At 66.6% G+C, this 17757-nt stretch carries 17 protein-coding genes; 8 read left to right on the top strand and 9 right to left on the bottom strand.

Annotated elements, in window-relative coordinates; translation table 11 throughout:
* Positions 1–11: 11 nt before the first annotated feature.
* The 4 genes from phaC to AC56KL_RS04595 all read left to right on the top strand — a co-directional run bounded on the left by phaC (position 12) and on the right by AC56KL_RS04595 (position 5447).
* Entirely contained in the window at positions 12–1769 is a 1758-nt protein-coding gene (gene phaC / locus AC56KL_RS04610) for a class I poly(R)-hydroxyalkanoic acid synthase (RefSeq protein WP_497178986.1), read from the top strand.
* Positions 1770–2099: 330 nt separating this feature from the next.
* Positions 2100–2663, top strand: a complete 564-nt coding sequence (gene phaR, locus AC56KL_RS04605) for a polyhydroxyalkanoate synthesis repressor PhaR (RefSeq protein WP_497178985.1) — start codon at positions 2100–2102, stop codon at positions 2661–2663.
* A gap of 133 nt (positions 2664–2796) precedes the next feature.
* Positions 2797–4257 (top strand): 30S ribosomal protein S12 methylthiotransferase RimO, encoded by a 1461-nt coding sequence (gene rimO, locus AC56KL_RS04600; RefSeq protein ID WP_497178984.1) that lies wholly within the window; start codon positions 2797–2799, stop codon positions 4255–4257.
* A 23-nt stretch (positions 4258–4280) separates the two neighbouring features.
* On the top strand, positions 4281–5447 hold the full coding sequence (locus tag AC56KL_RS04595; protein ID WP_497178983.1) for a cystathionine beta-lyase: 1167 nt from the start codon (positions 4281–4283) through the stop codon (positions 5445–5447).
* 131 nt (positions 5448–5578) lie between these two features.
* Here AC56KL_RS04595 and AC56KL_RS04590 read toward each other — a convergent pair whose 3' ends face one another.
* The gene (locus AC56KL_RS04590) at positions 5579–5941 is read right to left on the bottom strand and encodes a DUF4870 family protein (protein ID WP_497178982.1); all 363 of its coding nucleotides are present in this window, start codon (positions 5939–5941) and stop codon (positions 5579–5581) included.
* A gap of 114 nt (positions 5942–6055) precedes the next feature.
* The gene (gene trxC, locus AC56KL_RS04585; protein ID WP_497178981.1) at positions 6056–6499 is read right to left on the bottom strand and encodes a thioredoxin TrxC; all 444 of its coding nucleotides are present in this window, start codon (positions 6497–6499) and stop codon (positions 6056–6058) included.
* 141 nt (positions 6500–6640) lie between these two features.
* On the opposite strand from trxC, the gene AC56KL_RS04580 reads away from it, so the two are divergent.
* The 3 genes from AC56KL_RS04580 (at position 6641) to AC56KL_RS04570 (ending at position 8492) form a co-directional block, all read left to right on the top strand.
* Positions 6641–7429: a DUF72 domain-containing protein gene (locus AC56KL_RS04580; RefSeq protein WP_497178980.1), complete on the top strand. Its 789-nt coding sequence runs from the start codon at positions 6641–6643 to the stop codon at positions 7427–7429.
* A 250-nt stretch (positions 7430–7679) separates the two neighbouring features.
* A complete protein-coding gene (locus AC56KL_RS04575; protein ID WP_497178979.1) occupies positions 7680–8012 on the top strand; it encodes a hypothetical protein in 333 nt (110 codons plus the stop codon).
* A 90-nt stretch (positions 8013–8102) separates the two neighbouring features.
* The gene (locus AC56KL_RS04570) at positions 8103–8492 is read left to right on the top strand and encodes a cupin domain-containing protein (protein WP_497178978.1); all 390 of its coding nucleotides are present in this window, start codon (positions 8103–8105) and stop codon (positions 8490–8492) included.
* A 72-nt stretch (positions 8493–8564) separates the two neighbouring features.
* Here AC56KL_RS04570 and AC56KL_RS04565 read toward each other — a convergent pair whose 3' ends face one another.
* Both AC56KL_RS04565 and AC56KL_RS04560 read right to left on the bottom strand, forming a co-directional pair.
* The gene (locus tag AC56KL_RS04565) at positions 8565–9029 is read right to left on the bottom strand and encodes a hypothetical protein (protein ID WP_497178977.1); all 465 of its coding nucleotides are present in this window, start codon (positions 9027–9029) and stop codon (positions 8565–8567) included.
* Positions 9030–9134: 105 nt separating this feature from the next.
* A complete protein-coding gene (locus AC56KL_RS04560) occupies positions 9135–10457 on the bottom strand; it encodes an SGNH/GDSL hydrolase family protein (RefSeq protein ID WP_497178976.1) in 1323 nt (440 codons plus the stop codon).
* A gap of 296 nt (positions 10458–10753) precedes the next feature.
* Between AC56KL_RS04560 and AC56KL_RS04555 the strand changes: the two genes are divergently transcribed.
* Positions 10754–11221, top strand: a complete 468-nt coding sequence (locus tag AC56KL_RS04555; RefSeq protein ID WP_497178975.1) for a hypothetical protein — start codon at positions 10754–10756, stop codon at positions 11219–11221.
* A gap of 4 nt (positions 11222–11225) precedes the next feature.
* Here the strand turns inward: AC56KL_RS04555 and serB are convergent, their stop codons facing one another.
* From serB to AC56KL_RS04530, 5 genes are all read right to left on the bottom strand, one after another.
* Positions 11226–12068: a phosphoserine phosphatase SerB gene (gene serB, locus AC56KL_RS04550; RefSeq protein WP_497179415.1), complete on the bottom strand. Its 843-nt coding sequence runs from the start codon at positions 12066–12068 to the stop codon at positions 11226–11228.
* Positions 12069–12095: 27 nt separating this feature from the next.
* Positions 12096–15542 carry a transcription-repair coupling factor gene (gene mfd, locus AC56KL_RS04545; protein WP_497178974.1) on the bottom strand — a complete coding sequence of 1149 codons (3447 nt, stop codon included), beginning with the start codon at positions 15540–15542 and terminating at the stop codon, positions 12096–12098.
* Positions 15543–15786: 244 nt separating this feature from the next.
* A complete protein-coding gene (locus AC56KL_RS04540) occupies positions 15787–16599 on the bottom strand; it encodes an HDOD domain-containing protein (protein ID WP_497178973.1) in 813 nt (270 codons plus the stop codon).
* 300 nt (positions 16600–16899) lie between these two features.
* A complete protein-coding gene (locus AC56KL_RS04535) occupies positions 16900–17241 on the bottom strand; it encodes a hypothetical protein (protein ID WP_497178972.1) in 342 nt (113 codons plus the stop codon).
* 185 nt (positions 17242–17426) lie between these two features.
* The gene (locus AC56KL_RS04530) at positions 17427–17660 is read right to left on the bottom strand and encodes a hypothetical protein (RefSeq protein WP_497178971.1); all 234 of its coding nucleotides are present in this window, start codon (positions 17658–17660) and stop codon (positions 17427–17429) included.
* Positions 17661–17757 lie beyond the last annotated feature (97 nt).

Here is a 17757-nt window from a genome sequence, read left to right as displayed (position 1 = left end):
CGGATGCTGACATGAACATGCCCGACCCACAAGCCCTCGCCGCTTCCTGGATGAACCAGTTCACCGACCCGAGTCTCTGGCAGGGCTGGATGACGATGCCTGCCGCGGGGCCTGCGGCGAATGGCGCCAACCTGATGGGCGCCAATCCTCTAGCCGGCCTGCTGAAGGACGTCGGCGCCGGCATCGCGCCCGCCAAGCTGGAAAGCATCCGTGACGACTACCTGAAAAAGGCCAGCCAGTTGTGGACGGACTTCATGAGCGGCAAGACGCCGGAATTCCATGACAAGCGCTTTTCCAGCTCCGAATGGCGCGAGCACCCGATTTCCGCCTTCTCGGCCGCATCCTACCTGCTGAACTCGGAATTCATGCTGGCCCTGGCCGACGCCGTCGAAGCCCGCCCGCGCGAGCGCCAGAAGATCCGATTCACGGTCCAGCAGATGGTTGACGCCATGTCGCCCGCCAATTTCTTCGCCACTAATCCGGAAGCGCAGAAAAAGCTGATCGAGACCAAGGGCGAGAGCCTGACGAAGGGCCTGGCCAACCTGCTGGCCGACATGCAGAAGGGCCGCATCTCGCAGACCGACGAGTCGGCCTTCGAGGTGGGCCGCAACGTCGGCACCACGCCTGGCCAGGTGGTGTTCGAGAACGAGCTGTTCCAGCTGATCCAGTACACCCCAAGCACGCCCACCGTGAAGGCGGTGCCGCTCCTGATGATCCCGCCGTGCATCAACAAGTTCTACATCCTCGACTTGCAGCCCGAGAATTCGCTGGTGCGCTACGTGGTGGAGCAGGGCAACACGGTGTTCATGGTCTCGTGGCGCAACCCGGATCGCACGCTGGACGCCACCACCTGGGACGACTACGTCGAGACCGGCGCGATCCGGGCGATCGAGGCGGTGCGCGAGATCACCGGCCAGGACAAGACCCACGTGTTCGGCTTCTGCGTCGGCGGCACCATCGCCGCCACCGCCCTGTCGGTACTGGCGGCGCGCGGCCAGCAGCCGGCCGCCAGCCTGTCCCTGCTCACCACGCTGCTCGACTTCCAGGATACCGGCGTGCTCGAAGTGTTCGTGGACGAAGCCCAGGTGGCGCTGCGCGAGCAGAACCTGGGCAAGGGCGGCCTGATGCCGGGCCGCGACCTGGCCACCACCTTCTCGGCACTGCGCCCGAACGACCTGGTGTGGAACTACGTACAGCAGAACTACCTGAAAGGCAAGGAGCCGCCGGCCTTCGACCTGCTGTACTGGAACGCCGACAGCACCAACCTGCCGGGACCGATGTTCTGCTGGTACCTGCGCAACACCTACCTCGAGAACAAGCTCAAGGCGCCGGGCGCGCTCACCGTCTGCGGCGTGCCGGTCGACCTGGGCCGCATCGACTGCCCGGTCTTCCTGTACGGCTCCAAGGAAGACCACATCGTCCCATGGCAAGCGGCATTCGCCTCGATGAACCTGCTCAATCCCAGGAATCCGAAGGCCAACCGCTACGTGCTGGGCGCATCGGGCCACATCGCGGGCGTGATCAACCCGGCCTCGAAGAACAAGCGCAGCTACTGGGTCAATGACAAGAGCGGGAAGGCGCGCCCGAAGACGGCCGAGGCCTGGTTCGCCGGGGCGACCGAGCAGAAGGGCAGCTGGTGGCCGGAGTGGGCCGGGTTCCTGGCCCAGAACGGCGGCGCCGACGTACCCGCGCCTGGCTCCTTCGGCAACGAGCGCTACCAGCCGCTCGAACCGGCGCCGGGGCGCTATGTCAAGGCCAGGGCCGACTGATTCCCGGTAGGGTGCACGGCTCTGCCGTGCGCGCGTTCAGCTCCGATATGCGCAGTAGCTCAATTTCCGGAAGTTGAACGCGCGTTCGGCAAAGCCGACCACCCTACACCAGGCGCCCGGCCACCATATCAAAATCACCACGGAAGTTTGTAGTCTAATAATTGCTGCACCTGCGCGCGGGTCGTGGTATGGTGTCGGCTTGTCCGTCCCGCCATGCCGTACCCTGCATGGTGGAGCGGCCCACGGGGCCGGGCTTTTCTGGTAACCAATCAAGAAAAACAGCGTGCAGTCGGCCTGCCCATACTGCAACGCACAACGATGAGACATGAGATGAGCAGTGTGAAAAAGAGTGCCGAACGCCTGATCAAGAAGTATCCGAACCGCCGTCTGTACGACACCCAGACCAGTTCCTACATTACCTTGACCGACGTGAAGCAGCTGGTGCTCGACGCCGACGAATTCACTGTCGTCGACGCCAAGAGCAACGAAGACCTGACCCGCAGCATCCTGCTCCAGATCATCCTGGAAGAGGAGGCCAACGGCGCGCCGATGTTCTCCAGTTCGGTGCTGTCACAGATCATCCGTTACTACGGCCACGCCATGCAGGGCATGATGGGCTCGTACCTGGAAAAGAACGTGCAGGCCTTCACCGACATCCAGAACAAGTTCACCAGCAACGCCGCCGGCGCCCTGGAGGGCAAGCCCTTCAGCCCGGAAATGTGGACCCAGTTCATGAATGTCCAGGGTCCGATGATGCAAGGCATGATGAACAACTACATCGACCAGTCCAAGAACCTGTTCCTGCAGATGCAGGAGCAGATGCAAAGCCAGAGCAAGGCGATGTTCGGCGCCTTTCCCTTCCCGGGCATGACGCCGCCGACCGACAAGAAGTAATCACCTGGCAAGATATCGTCGTTTTGCGACACTTGCCGGCTCAGCCTTGGGTCGGCAATCCATCCTCCTGGTTCCACCGGCCCACCCGGTTCAGGTACAATCGCGGATTGCCCAGATTCTTTGTCGTCCGCCCATGACCGAACTTCGCCGTATTCCCGCAGCTTCCGCCGACACCTCAGCCGCAACAGCCGCAGCAGCCGCAGCTGCGCCCGCGCTCGTCATCCCGAGCCCGGCAGCGGGCGTGGCCGCGCCGAAGGTCGGCTTCGTGTCGCTCGGCTGCCCGAAGGCGCTGGTCGATTCCGAACAGATCCTGACCCAATTGCGCGCGGAGGGCTACCAAACCGCCAACTCGTACACCGGCGCCGACCTCGTGATCGTCAACACCTGCGGCTTCATCGACGCCGCGGTGCAGGAATCGCTGGATGCGATCGGCGAGGCGCTGGCCGAGAACGGCAAGGTGATCGTCACCGGCTGCCTCGGCGCCAAGAAAGATGCGGCAGGCGACGACATCATCACCAAGGTGCACCCGAAGGTGCTGGCCGTGACCGGCCCGCACGCGGTGACCGAAGTGATGCAATCGGTCCACCTGCACCTGCCGAAACCGCATGATCCTTTCGTCGACCTGATGCCGGACCACGGCGTCAAGCTGACCCCGAAGCACTACGCCTACCTGAAGATCTCAGAGGGCTGCAACCACCGCTGCAGCTTCTGCATCATCCCGTCGATGCGCGGCGACCTGGTGTCGCGCCCGATCCACGAGGTGCTGCAGGAAGCGGAGAACCTGTTCAAGGCGGGCGTGAAGGAACTGTTGATCATCTCGCAGGACACCAGCGCCTATGGCGTGGACGTCAAGTTCCGTACCGGCTTCTGGAACGGCCGTCCGGTCAAGACCCACATGACCCAGCTCACCGAAGAACTGGGCAAGATGGCGCGCCAGTACGACGCCTGGGTGCGCATGCACTACGTCTACCCGTACCCGCACGTCGACCAGGTGATTCCGCTGATGGGCGACGGCCACGTGCTGCCTTACCTCGACATCCCGATGCAGCATGCGCACCCGGATGTGCTCAAGCGCATGAAGCGCCCGGCCAGTGGCGAGAAGAACCTGGACCGCATCCTGGCGTGGCGCCGGATGAACCCGGACCTGACCATCCGCTCCACCTTCATCGCCGGCTTCCCGGGCGAGACGGAAGAAGAATTCGACTACCTGCTGGACTTCCTGCGCGAGGCGCAGATCGACCGCCTGGGCTGCTTCGCCTACTCGCCGGTGGAAGGCGCCACCGCCAACCTGCTGGACAATCCGGTGCCGGAAGCGGTGCGCGAAGAGCGCCGCGCCCGCGTCATGCTGCTGCAGGAAGAGATCTCCCTCAAGCGGATGCAGGCCAAGGTCGGCAAGACCATGCGCGTGCTGGTCGACGAAGTCGGCGCCCGCGAAGCGATCGGACGTAGCGCCGCCGACGCGCCGGAAATCGACGGCGTGGTCCACATCAAGCGCGCGCTCCAGCCGGGCAAGGCCAAGCCCCAAGTGGGCCAGTTCATCGACGTGGTCATCACCAAGGCCGACGCCCACGACCTGTGGGCCACGGTGGCCTGAGTTCTTGCAGGAGGCGCGCGCAGATGAGTGACAAGAAGACCGTCCAGACCTCCCTGATCCACAGCGACTACCAGGCGCCCGGCGGCTTCGACGCCTTCCCGCCGGGGATCCACCGCGCCTCGACGGTGCTGTTCGAAAACGTCGCCGCGATGCGGTCGAGCCAGTGGAAGGACAAGACCGCCTACACCTACGGCTTGCACGGCACCCCGACCACGTTCACGCTGGAAGCGCGCCTGGCCGCGATCGAAGGCGGCAGCCACTGCCTGCTGGCGCCCTCGGGACTGGCGGCGATCGCAATGATCAACTTCGCCCTGCTCAAGAGCGGCGACGACGTGCTGCTGCCGGAAAACGTCTACAACCCGAACCGCGAACTGGGCCGCTGGCTGTCGCAGGACTTCGGCGTCAGCGCACGCTTTTACGACCCGATGATCGGCGCCGGCATCGCGGGCCTGATCCAGCCGAACACGCAGCTGGTCTGGACCGAGGCGCCGGGTTCGGTGTCGATGGAAGTGCCGGACCTCCCAGGCATCTGCGCGGCGGCGAAGGCGAAGGGCGTGCCCGTCGCGCTCGATAATACCTGGTCGGCCGGCCTGGCGCTGCGTGGCTTCGACGTCGGCGCCGACATCGTCATGCATGCGCTGACCAAGTACCAGTCGGGCGGCGCCGACCTCCTGATGGGCGCCGTGATCACCCGGGAGCGGGCCCTGAACGACCGGCTGGCGCAGGCCCATATGCGCCTCGGCCTGGGCGTCGGCGCCGACGATGCCTACCTGGTGATGCGCGGCCTGCCGAGCATGAAGCTGCGCTTCGAGGCCCATGACGCGGGCGCGCGCAAGGTGGCGGCGTGGCTGAAGGCGCGCCCTGAAATCGGCAAGGTGCTGCACCCGGCCTTCGAGGATTGCCCGGGCCATGCGCACTGGCGCCGCGACTTCAAGGGCGCCGGCGGACTGTTCTCGGTGCTGTTCGCCCCGCGCTATACGGAAGAGCAGACCGACCGCTTCGTCGACGCCCTGCGCCTGTTCGGCCTCGGCTACAGCTGGGGCGGACCGAACAGCCTGGTGATGCCGTACCGGATCCGCGCGATCCGCAGCCAGTGGGACGAGGCCGGCACACTGGTGCGCTTCAATATCGGGCTTGAAGAGACGGATGACCTGATCGCCGACCTCGAGCAGGCATTGGGGCGGCTCTGAAGCCTTGCACGTTTCGCTGCAGGGCAGGCGTCGGCTGAACGCGCGGCCGGCAGAGCCGGCTGCGTGTCGCGGACCACCCTGCGTAGAGCAGGATGGTCGGCGTTTGCTGGGGCTCGACGTCGGGCTGGCCGTCAGACCGGCATCGCCCGGTTGCTGTTCAGGTCCAGGAAACCGCGGATGATGCGGTAGGCGGCCCACAGCCAGGCGGCGCCCCAGACGACCAGGGCGATCGGGATGCCGATGATGGTGGCGGCCAGCACCCAGGCCAAGACCGACCACGCCAGGTACCACCAGAACGCACGGATCATCCAGGTGTGGTGCGAATAGACGATGCTGCCCTGGGTCTCCGGGCGCTTGACGTAGTTGACGATCAGCACCAGGATCGACAACAGGCCTGCCGAGAACAGGAAGGTCAGGGCGTGTGCGATGTACAGGATACGCGCGAACTGCTTGGCGTCTTCGGTTCCGCGATCCATCACCAGGTCTTGCGACATCAGCATTCTCCTCAAGGGGACACCGGAAACGCCCGGTAAGCGATGCATTGTAGCAGCCAATGCTGCCGTTTTACCAACATGAGGTCCGTGGACCGATTCTTCAAGACCGGCACGTCAACCCCGGCCCACGTGCGACTCGACCCAGGCGACCAGCCGGTTGGCATCCATGGCCCCGGCCTGGCGCGCGACTTCGCGTCCGCCCCGGAACAGGGCCAGCGTGGGGATGCTGCGGATGGCGAGCCGGGCGGCCAGGTCCTGGCTGCGTTCGGTATCCACCTTCAGCAGGCGCAGCGAAGGCTCGAGGCGCTGCGCCGCCTGCGCGAAGTGGGGCGCCATCATCTTGCAGGGGCCGCACCAGTCGGCCCAGAAGTCGACCAGCACCGGGATGTCGTTGCGCGCGACGTGCTTCGTGAAGCGGGCGTCGTCGACGTCGAGCGGGCGGCCGGCGAACAGGGCGCCAGCGCATTTGCCGCACACGGGGGCGTCACGCAGGCGCGCCAGGCCCAGCCGGTTCACGGCATCGCATTCCGGACAGACGACATGGATCGCTTCGCTCATTTCGGGTCTCCCCTACGGTTCAAGAATGGTCGCGCCTATTGTATGACGATGGCCCCAGGGCCGCGCACCGCTGCCGCCAGCCATGCGCCGCCACAGCCGGCCAGTCCGTAGAATCGGGGCATTGCCATTCTTGCCAGACCAATGACAGCATCCCCACCATCGCCAGGCCGCCTGCTGGTCGGCACCGCGGGCTGGAGCCTGCCGAAGGCCGACGCCACCTCCTTTCCCGTCGAGGGCAGCCACCTCGAGCGCTACGCCGCCGTGTTCCCGGCGGTGGAGATCAACTCGTCGTTCTACCGCCCGCACCGTCCGGCCACCTATGCGAAGTGGGCGGCCTGCGTGCCCGACGACTTCCGCTTCGCCGTCAAGGTGCCGCGCGCCATCACGCACGACGCACGCCTGGAGAACGTCGAGCAGCAGCTGGTGCAGTTCGCCCTGGAGGCCGGGGAACTGGGCGAGAAGCTGGGCTGCCTGCTGGTGCAGTTGCCGCCGAAGTTCGGTTTCGTGGACGAGGCGGCGCGCCTGTTCTTTCGCCAGCTGCACGGCATCTTCGGCTGTGCAATCGCCTTCGAGGCGCGCCACCCGGGCTGGTTCTCGGAAGCGGCAACCGAGTTGCTGCAGGAGAGCCGGGTCGCGCGCGTGATCGCCGACCCGGCCGCGGGCCAGCCGGGACCGCACGTTCCCACCAGCACCGGCACGGTCTATGTGCGGCTGCACGGTAGGCCGCGCATCTATTATTCGCGCTACACGCCGGAGTACGTCGAATCGGTGCGCCGCGAGCTGGCGCGCCAGCTCGCCGCTGGACGCGACTGCTGGTGCATCTTCGACAATACGGCGGCCTTCGAGGCGGTGCCGAATGCCCTGCAGCTGCTGCATGGGCTGGACGGGCAGGCGCTCGAGGAATCCGCGATTCCGGCGCAGCCATGGTGAGCGCCGGCTTTCGTTGCCACGCGTGCTCGGCAACTTCCTGCCGCGCGCGCCGCGCGGGTGCAAATTCAGGGCGCCCTGCGCGCGTGACGCGACCGTCATGCACATGGTGGAGGCGCTCGGGGGATGTAGAATTGCAGCCGACCCCACGACTCCTTTCCATGCCAGCGTGACCGATCCTGTTTCGCCGTTTCCTTTTCCCGTTCGCACGGAGTGCCCGCCGGGCGCCTGCGTGTGCGATCGCGCGCATGTCATGGCCGATCCCCATGCCGACCACCGTCCGCTCGCGCTGACCCGCCAGCAGGAGCAGAAGCTGGTCGAGCGCATCGAACGCATCGTGAGCTTTGAGGACCTGAAGCACGTCCAGGCCCTGGTGCGGAACAACCTGGGCGCCGAACTGCGCATCGAACCGGGGCCGAACGAGGTGCGCACGGTGCGCGGCATCATCGTGGTGCTGGAAGAAAAGCCCGGCCTGTGCAAGAAGGCGCGCCAGTCGGTGCCGGCGGCGGTGCGGCGCCGCCTGAGCGAGCGGCCCGAGATCGCCTATGCGCTGCTCGACGCCCACGACCTGTTCGGCTTGCGCTAGGCGCGGCGGCGCCAGACGCGTTTCGCTTGGCTCTTATACAATGTAGACGACGCGGCAACAGCCGCATGTGTCGTTTTCAGGAGAAGAGCAATGGCGGGCTATAGCATCAATATTGAAGGAAAAACCCTTGCAGGAAACAACTTCCGCGAAGTGCTGTACACCACCGAGCGCAGCCAGCTCGTCATCATGACCCTGCAGCCGGGCGAGGAGATCGGCCAGGAGCGCCATGAGGGGCACGACCAGTTCATCCGCGTCGAGGCGGGCGAGGGCATGGCCATCCTGGATGCCGAGCAGCACCGGCTGGAAGACGGCGTGGCCGTCGTCATCCCGGCGGGCACCTTGCACAACGTGATCAACACCTCGCAGTCCGAGCCGATGCGCCTGTACACCCTGTACACGCCGCCGGAGCATCCGGACGGCATCGTGCACGCCACCAAGGCGGAGGCGGACGAGTACGAGCGCCTGCACCACGGCCATTGACCGGGCCACCGGCCGGAGTGGTCGTAAAAAAGCCGGCATCGCTGCCGGCTTCGTCGTTCGCACCTGCCGCGTTCAGCGGCGGTAGCGGTGCGGGAAACGCGTCCCGATATGCCCACCCCAGCCGCGATGGTGACCCCAGCCGCGGCCGAAATTGAAGCCGAGCCCGATCGAGACCGGCGGGTAGTAGTAACGCGGCGTGTACACGGGCTGCGGGACGTATACCGGTTGCGGTCCGTAGACCGGATAGCCGCCGTACACCGGTTGTGCGCCGTACACCGGTTGTGCGCCGGGGTGTGCGCCGTACAGCGGTTGCTGCTGCACCACCACCGGCGCGCTGCGGTAGGTGGTGACACCGGTCTCGCCGTTGGCGGCCGCGCGGGCGCCCGTGCCCAGCGGCACCGGCGTGACCGAGACGACTTGCCATTGGCTCGGATCGCCCGAGCGCGGATAAGCCTGGCTGCCGTAGTAGTTCGGCCCAGGCGAAGCGCAGCCGGCCAGCACGGCCAAGGATGCGGTAACAAAGATAAATTTCTTCATGGCGGTCTCCTGATACGACCATGATAGAAAAAGCCGCGCGTCACGACGCACAGAATTACATCTTGTTACGCGTCCCCGTTTCCACATAATTCCGCACCTGATGGCTCACACCATCAGCGCGCTCAGCTCTCCCAGCGGCACGGCAGCGGCCAGCGCCTGGTAGCCGGCATCGTTCGGGTGCAGCCAGTCACGGCTGTTGTACGCGCTGCTCAGCCGCGTCGGCGCCGCCGGGTCGCGCAGCACCAGGTCCCAGTCGACCAGGGTGTCGAATGCGTTCGACGCGCGCAGCCAGCTGTTGACCTGCTGGCGTACCGCCTCGCGCGCCGCCGTGTAGTAGACGAAGCCGTTCATCGGCGGCAGCGTTGCGCCCATGATCCCCAGGCCCCGCGCGTGCGCCCGGTAGATGAGCTGGCGGTAGCCGGCAATCAGGTCGTCGCGCATCTCGCCCAGGGCCGTACCCGAGGCGTAGACGATGTCGTTGATCCCGATGGCGACGATCACCGCGCGCACACCCGGGGTGGCCAGGACATCCCGGTCGAAGCGTTCCAGCACGTCGCGGCCGGCCAGCAGGGCGTTCGGATCGTCCAGCAACAGCCGGTTGCCGGCAATGCCGCGGTTGACCACGCCGATCCGGCCGGCCGCGCCGAGTTCCGCCTGCAGCCGGCGCGCCAGGTAGTCGGGCCAGCGGCGCTGCAGGTTGGCGCTGCTGCCCTGGCCGTCCGTGAGCGAATCGCCGATGGCCACCACGCAGGGCGCGCCGCCGTCGACGTCCACTTCGGTGAGAAAGGGCCAGGAGGCGATCGAGCGCGACACAGGGAAACTGGTGTTGGCCGTGAAGTTGCCGGCCGTGGAGAGGTAGTTCGCCTGCCAGGCATCGCGGTGGATCGTATTGGCGACCACGGCGCCGGGAAAGAACAGGCTGATGGCCAGGTCGGCAAAGGCCGGCACCCCCATGAAGACCGGATCCGACACCATGGGCGAGCCTGGCTGGATGGTGACCGCGCTGCGCCCGCCGAACGTGAGGGGATGGTTCGATCCGGCGATCACGGCCTGGCCGGCGTTGCGCAGGCCGATCTGCGCCGCACCCACGGTCAGCGGGGTGCTGCCCATTTCATTCGACAGACGTACCCGCACGCGGTTGCCGCCGATGCTGGCGCGCACGATGAGGCGCAGTGTTTGCCCGCTGAAACTGTACCGGTAGGGGCTGATGGAAGGGGGCGGCCCGGCCGGCGCACAGCCCCAGGTCGCGCACCAGCCGGCGCTGCGCTGCGCCTGCACGGCTTGCGGCGCGAGCGCCAGCGTGCCGGCCAGCGCCGGGAGTCCACGCAGGAATTGCCGGCGCCCGGGTCGCGGCCGGTCGCAGCTGCGCGTTGAATCGTGAGGACTGGAAAGGATGGGATACGACGTGCGAACGGCCGGAATGGACATGGCATGCTCCTGTCGAATGAGGTGCAGCCGCGGCGCGGCCGCATCCCAAGATTAGACCAGCATCGCAGCGCAACCAAACGTGCACCCCGCACTCTTTGCGCTGCGTCGATGAGCTACGTGGAACCAGGAATTCATGCGAAACTTGTGCAACAACGGGAGTTCGGCTGACGATGAAAAATACTTTTCTGCACATGAGGCTCGGCAGTTTTTCTTGCTTGCCCGCTTGTTTGCTTGCCTGCCTGGCGCCGCCTGTGGCTGCACGGGATACGGCGGCCCCGCAAGAATTGATGCGGCAAATGGCAGGCGTGTACAAGCACCGCTTCACCAACGGCATCGTGGTGCCGGGCAAGGAGGACGACAGCTACCAGGCCGAGGACGTGGTCGAGATCGTACCCTTCGACAAGGAGCACATCTATGTCCGCGCACGCCTCAACTTCTACAATGGCCACACCTGCACCATCGCCGCGATGGCGCGCCACGAGGATGGCGCCTTCGTCTACCGCGAAGGCGAGGCCCCGGCGCCGGGCTTGCCGGTGTGCGTGATGAGGGTCGGCGTGGTCCAGGGCCAGTTGACGATCAGCGACCGCGTGCCCGGCGCCGGCCGCAGCTGCGAGCAACACTGCGGCGCCCGCGGCACCCTGAATTACACGATCGGCATGGACAAGCGCCGCCCGATCCGCTACCTGGAGCGGCTCAAGGCTTCCGGCCACTACAAGGCGGCGATCGCCGAGATGCAGGGCGCAGGGCGCCAGGCAGGAAGCTAGAGACTTACTGGAGGATCGTCAGCAGGCCATCGAGGCCGGAGAAATTGAGCGCCACCGAGGCCTGGGCGCGCACCACCGGCTTCGCGCGGAAGGCGACCGACAGGCCGGCAATGCCCATCATCCTGAGGTCGTTGGCGCCGTCGCCCATCACGATCGCGCGCGACGGATCGATGCCCAGTTGCGCGCACGCGCGCGCGACGGTGCGCATCTTTTCTTCCGCGTCGACGATGCCGCCGAGCACGCGGCCGGTCAGCCTGCCGTTCGCTACCTCCAGTACGTTGGCGTGCGTGAAGTCGAGCGACAGGCGCTCCTTGAGGCGGTCCGTGAAGAAGGTAAATCCGCCGGACACGAGCAGGGTCTTCAGGCCGGCCGCCTGCACCGCCTGCAGCATCGCTTCGCCGCCCATCGAGATGCGCAGGCGCTCGTCGTAGACACGCTGCAGGGCGCCGGCGTCGAGGCCTTCGAGCAGCGCCACCCGGCGCGTCAGGCTGGCGGCGAAATCGAGCTCGCCACGCATGGCCGCCTCGGTGATCTCGGCGACCTGGGGCTTCAGGCCCTGCATGTCGGCGATCTCGTCGATGCATTCGATGGTGATCAGGGTCGAGTCCATGTCCATCGCCACCAGGCCGAAGTCGCCCAGCGTGCGGCCGGCCTCGATGAAGCTGGCATCCACCCCGGCGTCGAAGGCGGCCGCATCGATGCGCTCCTTCAGCTCCTTCGAGAACGCCAGGTCTTCGCAGCGCAGGGCGTGTCCGCCCAGGCGCGTCACACGGCGCGGCATGGCCAGCGCGGCGAGTCGTTCGAGCGTTTCTGGCGAGGCTTGCGGCCCCTGGAGCACCAGGTTCATGGTCATGGCTAAGGCTTCGGTAAGGGCTCAGGCGAGCAGTTGTTTGATGGTCTGTTTTACCTGCGTCACGCGTGCGGCCAGGTCGGGCATGCTGGCGGTGATGCGCAGCCTGTCCTGGCCGGCCAGCTTGATGTGGCGGTTCGTCTGGATCAGGGTGATGATCCTGACCGGATCGATCGGCGGCTTCTCCATGAACTGCAGGTTGGCCGCTTCGCCGTGCGCGTCGATCTTGACGATGCCCACCGATTTCGCGGCGATGCGCAGGCGGTGCGTCTCGATCAGCGCCTTGACCTGGTCCGGCATCTTGCCGAAGCGGTCGATCAGTTCTTCCTGCATGGCGTCGATCTTGTCCTGGCTCTCGCAGTTGGCCAGGCGCTTGTAGATCGACAGGCGCTCGTGCACGTCGCCGCAGTAGTCCGAAGGCAGCAGGGCCGGCACGTGCAGGTTGATCTCCGTGGTGGAGGACAGCGGCGCGGCCAGGTCCGGCTCCTTGCCCGCCTTGAGGGACCTGACGGCTTCGTTCAGCATGTCGGAATACAGCTGGAACCCGACCTCCAGCATCTCGCCGGACTGGTTCTCGCCGAGCACCTCGCCGGCGCCGCGGATTTCCAGGTCGTGCATGGCCAGGTAGAAGCCGCTGCCCAGTTCTTCCATCGCCTGGATCGCGTCCAGCCGGCGCTGCGCCTGCTTGGTGAGGCCCGTCACGTCGTTCACCAGCAGGTAGGCATAGGCCTGGTGGTGCGAGCGGCCCACGCGTCCGCGCAGCTGGTGCAGCTGGGCCAGCCCGAAGCGGTCGGCGCGGTGCATGAGGATGGTGTTCGCGGTCGGCACGTCGATGCCGGTCTCGATGATGGTGGTGCACAGCAGGATGTTGTAGCGCTGCGCCACGAAGTCGCGCATCACCTTTTCCAGGTCGCGCTCGTGCATCTGGCCGTGGGCCAGGCCGATGCGCGCTTCCGGCAGGAGCTCCTGCAACATGGCGCGGCGGTTCTCGATGGTCTCGACCTCATTGTGCAGGAAGTAGATCTGGCCGCCGCGCTTCAGTTCGCGCAGGCAGGCTTCGCGGATGACGGAACCGTCTTCGCTGCGAACGAAGGTCTTGATCGCCAGGCGCTTCTGCGGCGCGGTAGCGATGATCGAGAAGTCGCGCAGTCCCTCGAGCGCCATGCCGAGGGTGCGCGGGATCGGGGTCGCGGTCAGCGTCAGCACGTCGACCTCGGCGCGCAGCGCCTTGAGCGCCTCCTTCTGGCGCACGCCGAAGCGGTGTTCCTCGTCGATGATGACCAGCCCCAGGCGCGTGAACTTCACGTCCGGCGACAGCAGTTTATGGGTGCCGATCACGATGTCGAGCGTGCCGTCGGCCATGCCCTTGATCGCATTGTTGATTTCCTTGCCGGTGCGGAAGCGCGACAGCTCGGCGATCTTCACCGGCCAGTCGGCGAAGCGGTCGGCGAAGGTCTGGGCATGCTGCTCGGCCAGCAGCGTGGTCGGCGCGAGGATCGCCACCTGCTTGCCGCCCATGACGGCAATGAAGGCGGCGCGCAGCGCCACCTCGGTCTTGCCGAAGCCGACGTCGCCGCACACCAGGCGGTCCATCGGGCGGCCCGAAGCCATGTCCTTGATGACGTTGTGGATCGCCTCGGCCTGGTCCGGGGTTTCGTCGAAGCCGAAGCTGGCGGCGAAGTTCTCGTAGTCGATGCTCGAGTATTCGAAGGCATGACCCTGGCGCGCGGCGCGCCGCGCATACAGGTTGAGCAGCTCGGCGGCGGTGTCGCGCACCTGCTCGGCGGCCTTTCTCTTGGCCTTGTCCCACTGGCCGGAGCCGAGCGCGTGCAGTGGTGCGTCCTCGGGCGACGCGCCCGAATAGCGCGAGATCACGTGCAGCTGCGAGACCGGCACATACAGCTTGGTCTCCTTGGCGTATTCCAGGTGCAGGAACTCGGTCTCGCCTTCGCCCAGATCGAGGCTTTCCAGGCCCATGTAGCGGCCGATGCCGTGGTTGATGTGCACCACCGGGTCGCCAATCTTCAGCTCCGACAGGTCGCGCACCATCGATTCGACCTGGCTCGTCGCTTCCTGCTTTTTCTTGCCGGCGCGCCGGCCGGAGCCCGCATACAGCTCGGTCTCGGTGATGAAGACCAGGCGGCCGGCCTGCTCCTCGCCCAGCTCGAATCCGGCCTGCAGCGGGGCCACGCCGAGCGCCAGTTTCGCGTCGCTCGACCGGAAGCCTTCGAAGCCCTCGACCGCGGCCAGCTCCAGCCCGTATTCGTGGAAGTACTGCTGCAGGGTCTCGCGGCGGCCGGCCGAATCGGCAACCACCATCACGCGCGCGTCCTGTCGATCAATGTACTCGCGCAGCTTGGCCAGCGGGTCGTCCAGGCGGCGGTTGACCGCGATGTCCGGGATTGGCGCCGACAGCTCGGACGCGGGCGCGCCGGCGTCCCTGGCGATGCTCCAGCGCCCATGCGGCTTGGCGCAGGTGAAGAAAGCCTCGGCGCCCAAAAACAGCTCGCGCGGCTCGAGGATCGGCCGTTCGCGGTCGCTTTTCAGGAACTTGTAGCGCGATTCGGTATCGAGCCAGAAGCGCCCGATCGCGGCGTCGATGTCGCCCACCAGGGCCAGTGTCCCGTCCGGGGGCAGGTAATCGAACAGGCTTGCGGTCTCTTCGAAAAACAGCGGAAGGTAGTATTCGATGCCGGCCGAGGCGATGCCGCTGCCGATGTCGCGGTAGATCGGCGAGCGCGAAGGATCGCCCTCGAAGCGTTCGCGCCAGCGGCCCCGGAAGGCGCTGCGCGCCGCCTCGTCCATCGGGAATTCGCGCCCGGGCAGCAGGCGCACTTCCTTCACCGGATACAGCGAGCGCTGGGTGTCGGCATCGAAGGTCCGGATCGACTCGATCTCGTCGCCGAACAGGTCGAGGCGGTAGGGCAGGGCGGAGCCCATCGGGAACAGGTCGATCAGGCCGCCGCGCACCGAGTATTCGCCCGGCGACATCACCTGCGAAACATGGGAGTAGCCAGCAAGTGTCAGCTGCGCCTTCAACCTGGTTTCGTCCAGTCGTTCGCCCTGGCGGAAGAAGAAGGTGTAGGCCGCCAGGAAGGACGGCGGCGCCAGCCGCACCAGCGCGGTGGTGGCAGGCACCAGCAGCACGTCGCACTGGCCGTTGCGGATCTCGTGCAGCGTCGCGAGGCGCTCGGACACCAGGTCCTGGTGCGGCGAGAAAGCGTCGTAGGGCAGGGTTTCCCAGTCCGGCAGCAGGTGGCAGGACAACTTGCCGTCCGCGAACCAGGGAATCTCGTCGAGCAGGCGCTGGCCGTCGCTGGCATTGGCCACGATAACGGTGAGCACTTGCTGCTTGCCCTTGAGCGCCAGGGCGGCGGTGGCGAGTGCATAGGCGTCGCCCGAGCCGTGCAGCGCCGGCAGGGCAAAACGGGTTCCTGGTTTCGGGAGATGTTTCTTCAGATCGAAAGGCATTGAGCGCGCAGTGACGTTCGCAACAGTGAATGGCGATTATAGACGAATGGCCAAGCGGACGCCGGGCAGGATGCCTGGCGCAGGACACGATCGGCGAACAAGCGAGCCGCATCCGGCTGCACGAGGGCCGGAACCGAACGCGCGGTCGGCCGAGCGTAATCCGGTCCCCTGGACCAGATCACCCCGACGGAAGTTCGCGGTCGCGTGCCCGGCATCAGTCAGACAGACCATGGTGTGCGCGAATTTACTCCTGGATCGAGCGCAGGCGTTCGAGGATGCGCTGCTGCGCGTCGGGCAGGCCTGCCACCTCCTCCTCGATGCCCTCGGCGCCGGCATCGCGCAATAGCCGCAGCCTGGCAAGCCGGTCGCCCTCGTGCAGGGCCCGCGCAAGGGGCGGGCTCCCCGGCTGCCCGGCGTGCAGGACCGCCTGCCCGACCGCGGGCGGAAACGCCCACAGCGCTGCGATCCGCGCCGACAGCAGGCGTGCGCTGTCCTGCAGCGCGCGGGCGAAGGCCGCGGATTGCGGAAATGCCGCGCCCGCGTCGATCTGGTCGGCCAGGCGGAACGCAACGATCAGTCCGACGTTCTGCACCAGCCCCGCAAGATAGGCCTCGAACGGGTCGGCGCCAAGGGCCGGCGCAGCCATGGCGGACGCATCCGCGCATTGCTCGGCATGGCGCCAGACCTGGGGCGCGGCCTGGCGCGCCAGGCGGCCGGTCTGGGCGCTGATCACGGGGCGGAAGGCCACGCGCGCCAGCAGCATGCGCAGGCCATTGTGGCCGAGCAGCATGAGGGCCCCTTCGATATTGCGCACCGGCGCGGTCGGGCGGTACCAGGGGCTGTTGACTTCCCGGATGAGCTCGGCAACCAGGGTCACGTCCTGGGCAAGCTGGCGCGCCAGATCCGTTGCCGACATGTCCTCGTCGCGCAGGCTGCGCAGCAGTTGCGGGACCACGGCGGGCACGCGCGGAACCAGGTCGGCGGCAAGCTCGGGCTGGCGCGCCAGCCGCGTCAGCGCGTCCAGGATCAATTGCTCGTGCGTCTCTCCGACATGCACGGTGGGGCCAAGGAGCCAGCGAAAAAAAACCAGGTCAATGTCGAGCAATGGTGGCGGATTTGCCACAGTTTGCGCGGCGATCCCGTTAGTGCGCTGCGCGCTGGACGCGCTCTGCGCGTCATCGGGAGTGCGGCCGAGCAGGCGCGCGAGCCAGTGTTTCATGGTGGGGAGGGAAGGACCGGGATGCGTCCATTCTAAGCGACCGGGCGACAGGCCTGGTTGGACATGGACGAGAAAAAGCCTGGTTGCGAGCAACCAGGCCATGGGCCGGCGGGCCGGCCCCCTTTCGGTGCCTGCCGCTTAGCGGCCGGTGCCGGTGGTCGACGAATTCGTCGGGGTGGCCGAGGTGCCGGTGGTGCTGGAAGTGCCCGTGGTGCCGGTCGTGCCCGTGGTGCCGGTCGTGCCCGTGGTGCCGGTAGTGCCCGTGGTGCCGGTCGTGCCCGACTCGGAGGTGCCGGTGCCCATCGAGCCTGAACCCGAGGTGCCCGTGCCCATGGAGCCGGAGCTGCTGGTCCCCGTCGCGCCCGAGGCGCCGCTGCTGCCGCTGTCGCTCGAACCGGAGCCGGTGCCGGTACCGCTGCACGCCGCCAGTGCCAGGGCCATGACGCCGCCCAGCAGGACAGTCTGTAATTTCTTGTTCATTCGTTTCTCCTCATGTGGATGGGTGTAAGCATCATGGGATGAGGCTCGTGCAGACCATATAGGAAGCGCACTTCTATCCATGTAGGAAGAAGCGTACGTACTATTTAGTCGAACAGGAAAGAGCCTGGTTACGGGTCGGCCCGGACTGCCGCGCTGGCGCTGCCGGCCTTCGGTGCTCGCCCTGTTCAGCGGCCGCTGCCCGAGGTGGTCGATGCACCCGTGTTGCCGGTCGCGGCCGGCGTGACCAGGTCGTTGGTGGTGCCGGTGTTGGTGCCGCTGACACCGCTGCCGGACCCGGTGCTGGTGCCGGTGCCGGACCCGCCCGAGGTCGAACCGGCGTCGGTGCCGGCTGTGGTGCAGGCGGCCAGCGCCACCGCCATGATGCCGCCCATCAGGGCGTTCTGGAAGGCCTTCTTCATCGCTTTCTCCTTGTGGTGGAAGATAGCTGCATGATGCGAAGACCGCCGCTGCTCCGAAATAGGCGTACGGCTCCAGCCCACGTAGGAAGCGACGTAC

The organism is Telluria sp. ZB4P34, from assembly GCF_059686055.1.
Note: the sequence above shows the minus strand (reverse complement) of the source record. Positions and strands in the feature narration are given on the sequence as shown.